The organism is uncultured Fibrobacter sp., assembly GCF_946062555.1.
In the GTDB taxonomy this organism is placed as follows: domain Bacteria; phylum Fibrobacterota; class Fibrobacteria; order Fibrobacterales; family Fibrobacteraceae; genus Fibrobacter.
Map to the genome: position 1 here is coordinate 1 of NZ_CAMGVQ010000093.1, position 8116 is coordinate 8116.

Sequence of the window (8116 nt, forward strand, 5' to 3'; positions counted from 1 at the left end):
TGAAAGTCGCTGCACTGAAAGTGCAGGGTTTTAACCATTTTTTGGACAATAAAGCTAGCCACCATCGCCACTAGAGAAGCGACCAGCGTACTCGTCAAGTACAGTAGCGCCACCCGACCAAAGCGGCGATCCAAATGAGACTTTCCGGACGCCAGCGAGCACACGATCAGGATAAAGACCAGTACCGGAGCGACCGCCTTGAGAGCGCTTACGAACAAAGTTCCAAATTCACCGATCCATTTTTGCGACGGAAGAATTACTCCCAAAAGTGAGCCCAAGACAATCGCAATGGCAATTCGAAGCACCAAATTGGCACTATTGTATTTTTTTATTAAAGCCTTCAATGTCATCTTAAACCTCTTTTGGGGAATGTAATATAAATATAAATTTGCCCTTTTTGCGAGAAAAACGCAAGTGTTGCAAAAAAAGCGACGCTTTCAACGATTCTTTTTTTTCGGAGCCGTCCCGATGAACTAAATTTTGCGCGGAAATGTTTTTAACGGTGCTCACATACCTGGTCATCGGCCTTTTGGTCGTGTTCGGACTATTCTACATAGCCCTCGAGGTGCGTTTTTTCCGCGCACTCGGCACCGTGCGCACCGGAAACTCCGATGTGGAACCTCCGCCGCAGGTGAGCATCCTGATTTCGGCCCGCAACGAATCGGCGGGCATCCGCGCGACACTGGACTCGGTGCTTGCGCAGGACTACCGCGGACAGTGGAACGTGTGGGTAGCTGACGACAGGAGCGACGACGATACGCCGGAAATTTTGGCAGAATACGCCGCCAAGAACCCGCGACTGCACGTGCTGACCATCAAGGATATTCCCGAAGGCGTGAGCCCCAAGAAGCATGCGCTTTCGAAGCTGATTGACGCCTGCGAAGGCGAAATCCTCTGCCTTACCGATGCCGACTGCATCGTAAAGCCCTCCTGGGTTACGGGAATCGTAGCCGAATTCGAACCGGGAATCGAACTGGTTGCCGGACATTCGTACATTCCGACGATTCCAGGAAAATCGAGCCTGCTGATATGCATGCAGGCAGTAGAAACCCTGATTTACCGCGTGGCAGGCACCGCTGGGCTCGCCATGCGGCTCCCGCTTACGAGCACCGGCAACAACTTAGCCTACCGGAAGAGCTTTTTCAAGAGCGTGCACGGGTTCGACAACGTGATCAAGATCCAGAGCGGCGACGACGACCTCTTGATGCAGAAACTCGCGGCCGACCGCCCCTGGGCCATGCGCTACTGCATTGCAGAAAGCACCTTCGTGACCACGAACGGCAAAGAAACCCTCAAGGAACTCTGGGAACAGCGCAAGCGCTGGGCTTCGAAGACTATCTATTATACACCTCAAATCGTGTTTGTGCTCAGCATGGTTTTCCTGTTCCTGACCATGCAGTGTATCGCGGCGGTACTTTCGCCGTTCAGTTTCGAGATTTTTATCGCGACACTTATCGCGTTTGTCGCCAAATGCATTGGTGATTTGGTTTTAATACTCCGCGGGCTCAGGATATTCAGGCAGGAGCACCTGATCAAGTGGTGCATTCCTGTAGAATTTATCCACGCCCCCTTTACCGTGCTGGCCGTGCTTTTTGGCTTGTTCGGACGATTTAAATGGAAATAACGATGGCAACTACGACAAAAAAAGCAACAACGACTAAAACGACCGCAACCAAGACCGCCGCGAAGAAGACCGCGACAAAGACTGCGACCAAAACGGCTTCTGCTAAAAAGACGGTCGATGTAGGCGAAGGCAAGACTTTAATTATCGCCGAAAAACCGAGCGTAGCGCTCGACCTGGTGCGCGTACTCGGCCAAAAGAACTTCAAGAACGAAAAGACCCACTACGAAAGCGACACCACCATCGTGAGCCATGCCATCGGCCACCTGGTCGAAATCGCCGACCCGAAAGAAATCGACGAAAGGTACAAGAAGTGGGAAATGAGCACGCTCCCCATGCTCCCCAAGGAATTCCCGCTGGTCGCAACGCCTGCCACCCGCGGACAGCTTTCCGCCTTAAGCAAACTCATCAAGCGCAAGGACGTGACGACCATCGTGAACGCATGCGATGCGGGCCGCGAAGGTGAACTGATTTTCTTCTACATATTGCAGTACGTGCTCAAGGGCAAGTTCACGGGCAAGTCCATCAAGCGCCTGTGGATGCAGAGCATGACCCCGGCAGCCATCAAGGATGCTTTCGAAAACATGCGCGACGGCGCCGAAATGGAAAACCTGAAGGCAGCAGCCCTTTGCCGTAGCGAAGCCGACTGGCTGATAGGCATGAACGGAAGCCGCGGCCTTACCGCCTACAACAGCAGCATGGGCGGATTCCAGGTGACCCCGTGCGGACGCGTGCAGACGCCGACGCTTGCCATTATCGTGAACCGCGAAGAAGAACGCATGCAGTTCGTGCCGCAAAAGTTCTGGACCGTGGAAGCCGAGTTCGACAACGACGGTAGCCACTACCAAGGCAAGTGGTTCACCGCCAACAAGGAAGATGGCAAGGACAAAATCAAGCAGATTTTTGACGAAAACCGCGTAAAAGAAATTCTCGCCAAATGCAAGGGCAAGGCCGGCACCGTCGAAGAAACGTCCGCGCCCTCGCTCCAGAAGTGCGGCCCGCTGTACGACTTGACGACCTTGCAGCGCGAAGCGAACAACCGATTCGGCTTTAGCGCGAAGACGACCCTCTCGATTGCGCAGGCCCTGTACGAACGCCACAAGGCGACCACCTACCCGCGTACCGACAGCCGCTGCCTGCCCGAGGACTACGTGGCTCCGGTGAAGGCGACCCTCGGCAAAATCGAAGGCCCGCTCGCCAAGTTTGCAGAAACCGCACTCAAGAACAACTGGGTCGTGAAGACGCCCAAGGTGTTCGACAACTCGAAGATTTCGGACCACTTCGCCATTATCCCCACCGGCGTGATGCCCTCGGGACTCACCGAAGCCGAACAGAAAATTTTCACGATGATTTGCCAGCGATTCATCGCTGTGTTCTTCCCACCCGCCAAGTACGAAAACACCACCCGCGTGACGACCGTTGAAGGCGAAACCTTTATTACCGAAGGCAAGGTGCTGATTGATCCGGGTTTCAAGGCCGTGTACGGCAAGGACAGCGACGAAGAATCGAACATCCCGGCACTCAAGGGCAAGTCCGTCAAGACGGTCGCCCTCGAAGAAAAGGAAGACTTTACCAAGCCGCCTGCACACTACACCGAAAGCACGCTGCTTTCGATGATGGAAAGCGCCGGTAAGTTAGTGGAAGACGAAGAACTCCGCGACGCCATGAAGGAACGCGGACTTGGAACGCCTGCAACGCGCGCCGCCATTATTGAAAAGCTCGTCAGCGACAAATACGTGGTTCGCGACGGCAAGGACATGATCCCGACCGCAAAGGCATTCGACCTGATCAAGGTGTTGAAGGCTATGGATATCGAAGCGCTCACCAGCCCGGAACTTACCGGCAACTGGGAATATAAAATGGAACAAATCGAGAAGGGCAAGGAAACCCGCGAAAAGTTCATGGAAGGCATCGTCGACATGACGCGCACCATGGTAAAAAATATCAAGGGATTCAAGGAAGAAAGCACCACCGGCGAAGCCCCGTTTAGCCCCGTGAACGGCAAGAAGGTCTTTGAAACCGTGAGCCGCTACACCACCGAAGACGGTATCGTGATCCGCAAGATGATTGGCGGCAAGCGCCTTACTCCCGAAGAAATCACCGAACTCCTGACCAACCGCAAAATCGGCCCGCTTACCGGATTCCGCAGCAAGCGCGGCGCCGAATTCTCGGCCGTGGTGATTATCAACGACGAAAACAAGATTGAATTTGTATTTGACGAAAAACCCGAAGAAGTGGAAGTCGGCGCCGAAGTCGGCAAATCACCTGTGGACGGCGCCGCCGTGTACGAGACAATGACCGGCTACGTCAGCGAATCCTACCTGAAGAAAGAACCTAGCGGCATTACGCTTCCGAAGATTCTTCTGGGCAAGGAACTGACGCTCGACATCATCAAGACATTGCTTTCTGGCGAAAAAACGGCGCTCATCAAAGGTTTCCGCAGCAACAAGACGCACCGGAATTTTGACGCCTACCTGAAGCTCGAAAAGGGGAAAATCAAGTTCGAATTTCCTCCGCGCGAATTCAAGCCGAGACGCTTCGGAAAAAAGAAAGCTGAGTAAATTCGGGAATTCGGATTTCGGAATTCAGAATGAAATTTAATATAGTACCAGTAATCGTTTTTCTGGCAATGTCTATTCTTGTGCGGGCGAAGGATTCTCTGCCTGACGTGAAATTCGTTCCGCTGAATTCGCTTACAGAAGCTGCGGTGAATCAAGCCACGGAACCTGCGAGCAGTTCAGCAACAAGCGCGTCGTATACAGCCGAAGCCTTACCGCAAGAAGATTCCGCGCAAACACCTTACGGACTCCCCCGCGAGCTTATGCCACTGTGGGATTCGCTCAGCATCAAGCAGAAGGCCGCACAGATGGTGATGGTTTATCTCACCTCGTCGCAGTTCATTATCGAAAACGAAATTGGCGGAGTGCTTATCACAGGCCAGCACCTTCGCTCCGCAAAACGCTACCTGAACACGATGGCCGAAATCGACTCCGGCCTAAGAATTCCGCTCGTTGTCGCCACAGACCAAGAAGGCGGAATCGTCAACCGACTGGCATCTTACTCCGATACATGGCGAGGCATTCCCAGCGCACAAGAAATGCGACGCATGGATTCGACAGACATCCACTCGCTCGCCAACAAAATCGGAAGCGCGCTGAAAGAACTCAAAATAAACATGAACCTCGCGCCCGTTCTTGACCCTTCTAAAGACAGCCGCGGCAAAAATTCGTTCATGGAAGAAAGCCGCCGTTCCTGGGGCAACGACACCACCAACGCATTCAAAGTAAGGGCGTTCGTCAAGGGCATGAGCGAAAACGGAGTCGTTTGCGTATCCAAGCATTTTCCTGGTTACGATTCCTGGACCAATAGCGACCATCAAATTGCCGTGAGTTCGACTCCTAGAGCCAAAATCGCAAAGAACGTGGAATTCTTCAAGACGCTTGCCAACGATATTCCCGTGACCATGATGAACAGCGTGAGTTTCGTGCGCATATCGAGCCGCCCCGCCGTATTCGAGCCGAAAATTGTCAAAATGGCGCGCGATATGTCTCCCGAGACAGTCATATTGACCGACGACCTGTGGGGTGTCAGCCTCCGCGCCTGGATTAGCGGTAACGAACGTGTCCGCAACAAGAACTACCCCGCCAAAGATTTTAGAAAATTGGTGCGCACTGCCTTGATGGCAGGCAACGACATGTTCATGATTACCTACTCGTCAAAAGCGGTAGAAATGATAAACTATCTGGCCGCACTATCCAAACAAAGTAAATACTACCGCCAGCGTATTGAAGAATCCGCCGCACGCATTCTAAAAATGAAATACAGGGCGGGAATCATCAAGTAAAAGGCGCGAGCACAATCGCCCCAGAAAACTTACTTTACGCTTCTATTTCATTGACTGATGGTACATTAAGCTTTTACATAAAGCGCAAATTGTAAAACCGGGGTCACCCGAAAGTAAAATATAGTTCACGAAAAACCTTTGGGCTCACCCCCCATTTTTCTATATTATAGCTACTAATTAGAACAAGCAACCGAAAGTCTCGGCAGTCCAAATTTATGGCGTTGGAAGGTCGAGCAAAGAAGGAAAACATGAGCGAAGCATGGAATGGCTTTACCGGCGGACTCTGGCAAGAAGAAATCAATGTCCGCGACTTCATTCAACGCAACTACACCGCCTATGAAGGTGGCAAGGAATTTTTGGCAGGCCCGACAGACGCCACCGAAAAGCTCTGGGATGAACTCCAGAAGCTGCAGGCCGAAGAACGCAAGAAGGGCGGCGTGCTCGATATGGACACCGACATCGTTTCGACGATTACGAGCCATAAGCCGGGCTACATCAGCGAAAGCCTCAAGGACCTGGAAAAGGTCGTGGGTCTGCAGACCGACAAGCCGCTGAAGCGCGCCTTTATGCCGTTCGGCGGCATCAAGATGGCCGAGGAATCCTGCAAGCAGTACGGCTACGAGCCGAGTGCAGACCTCCACAAGATCTTTACCGACTACCACAAGACCCACAACCAGGCCGTATTCGACTGCTACACTCCGGAAATCCGCGCCGTCCGCAAAGCCCACTTGCTGACCGGTCTTCCGGACACTTACGGTCGTGGCCGTATCGTGGGTGACTACCGCCGCGTAGCCCTTTACGGTATTGACTACATCATCCAGCAGAAGCAGAACGACCTCGCCCATGTGGGTGACGGCACCATGACCGACGACGTGATTCGCCTGCGCGAAGAAGTCGCCGAACAGATCAGGGCCCTCAAGGCCATGAAGGTGATGGCAGCTAGCTACGGCTTTGACATTTCGAAGCCGGCTATCAACGCAAAGGAAGCCTTCCAGTGGCTCTACTTCGGCTACCTCTCTGCCATCAAGACGCAGAACGGTGCCGCCATGAGCGTTGGCCGTATCTCGACCTTCCTCGACATTTATATCGAACGTGACCTCAAGAACGGCGTGCTTACCGAAAGCGAAGCCCAGGAACTTGTGGACCACATGGTCATGAAGTTCCGCATGGTCAAGTTCGCCCGTATCGAATCTTACAACCAGCTCTTCAGCGGCGACCCGGTGTGGGCCACCCTCGAAGTCGGCGGTATGGGCCAGGATGGCCGCCCGATGGTCACCAAGAACGACTTCCGTTTCTTGCACACTCTCGAAAACATGGGCCCGTCTCCGGAACCCAACCTCACCGTCCTCTACACCAAGCGCCTGCCTGAAAACTTCAAGGAATATGCCGCCTACATCTCTGTGACGACCAGCTCGATCCAGTACGAAAACGACGACGTGATGCGCCCGGTTTGGGGTGACGACTACAGCATTTGCTGCTGCGTTTCTGCAACGCAGACCGGTAAGGAAATGCAGTTCTTCGGCGCCCGCGCAAACCTCGCGAAGGCTCTCCTCTACGCCATCAACGGCGGCAAGGACGAAGAAGGCGGCCTGGTGCCCGGCATGCAGATCGGTCCGGAACTTGCCCCGATTACGGGCGACGTGCTGAACTACGACGAAGTGATGCACAAGTACGACATGATGCTGGAATGGCTCGCAGGTATCTACGTGAACACGCTGAACCTGATCCACTACATGCACGACAAGTACTACTACGAAGCCGCTGAACTTGCCCTTATCGATACCGACGTGCGTCGCACGTTTGCAACGGGTATCGCAGGATTCAGCCACGTGGTCGACAGCCTTTGCGCCATCAAGTACGCCAAGGTTTCCGTGGTCCGCGGCGAAAACGGCCTCGTGAAGGACTTCAAGATCGAAGGCGACTTCCCGAAGTACGGCAACGACGACGACCGCGCCGACGAAATGGCCGTCTGGCTCCTCAAGGAATTCATCGCGAAGATCAAGAAGCACCACACCTACCGCGGTGCCGAACCGACCACGTCGATTCTCACGATTACCAGTAACGTTGTTTACGGCAAGGCCACCGGCGCCCTCCCCGACGGTCGCCCGGCTCACGCCCCGTTCGCTCCCGGTGCAAACCCGAGCTACGGTGCCGAAAAGAACGGCCTCTTGGCCTCGCTCAACTCTGTCGCCAAGCTCCCGTACGAATACGCGCTCGACGGTATCAGCAACACGCAGACCATCAGCCCGAACGCGCTCGGCCACAGCGACGACGAACGCGCCCAGAAGCTTGTCACCGTCATGGACGGTTACTTCGCCCAGGGCGCACACCACCTGAACGTGAACGTGTTCGGCGTGGAAAAGCTGCTGGACGCCCAGGCGCACCCGGAAAAGCCCGAATACGCGAACTTCACCATCCGCGTTTCCGGCTACGCTGTCAAGTTCCTGTCTCTGACTAAGGAACAGCAGGACGACGTCATCAGCCGCACCTGCCACGGCGTGTTATAAAACTGAACTGGCTAAAAATAAGTCGGTACTTACTCTACAGCCAGTTCTCTCGCAACCGCCCCCGGTTAATACCGGGGGCTTTGTTGCTTACAGAAGACCGCTCGCGCCCAATCGGACAAGTACATACCCTGAGCGCTCGCTCTC

At 54.1% G+C, this 8116-nt stretch carries 5 protein-coding genes; 4 read left to right on the top strand and 1 reads right to left on the bottom strand.

The genetic code is table 11. The features are described from left to right. The coding region (locus tag Q0P86_RS15890) for a cation:dicarboxylase symporter family transporter (RefSeq protein WP_295040820.1) at nucleotides 1-350 on the bottom strand (350 nt) is incomplete at its 3' end. Between the two features lie 140 nt (nucleotides 351-490). Between Q0P86_RS15890 and Q0P86_RS15895 the strand changes: the two genes are divergently transcribed. The 4 genes from Q0P86_RS15895 to pflB all read left to right on the top strand — a co-directional run bounded on the left by Q0P86_RS15895 (nucleotide 491) and on the right by pflB (nucleotide 7972). Then, complete coding sequence (locus Q0P86_RS15895) at nucleotides 491-1624, top strand: glycosyltransferase (protein ID WP_295040822.1); 1134 nt, start codon at nucleotides 491-493, stop codon at nucleotides 1622-1624. Between the two features lie 2 nt (nucleotides 1625-1626). After that, the gene (locus Q0P86_RS15900; RefSeq protein ID WP_295040824.1) at nucleotides 1627-4182 is read left to right on the top strand and encodes a DNA topoisomerase III; all 2556 of its coding nucleotides are present in this window, start codon (nucleotides 1627-1629) and stop codon (nucleotides 4180-4182) included. Nucleotides 4183-4250: 68 nt separating this feature from the next. Next, entirely contained in the window at nucleotides 4251-5465 is a 1215-nt protein-coding gene (locus Q0P86_RS15905) for a glycoside hydrolase family 3 N-terminal domain-containing protein (protein ID WP_295040826.1), read from the top strand. 248 nt (nucleotides 5466-5713) lie between these two features. Then, the gene (gene pflB / locus Q0P86_RS15910; RefSeq protein ID WP_290991912.1) at nucleotides 5714-7972 is read left to right on the top strand and encodes a formate C-acetyltransferase; all 2259 of its coding nucleotides are present in this window, start codon (nucleotides 5714-5716) and stop codon (nucleotides 7970-7972) included. The last annotated feature ends 144 nt before the right edge of the window (nucleotides 7973-8116 follow it).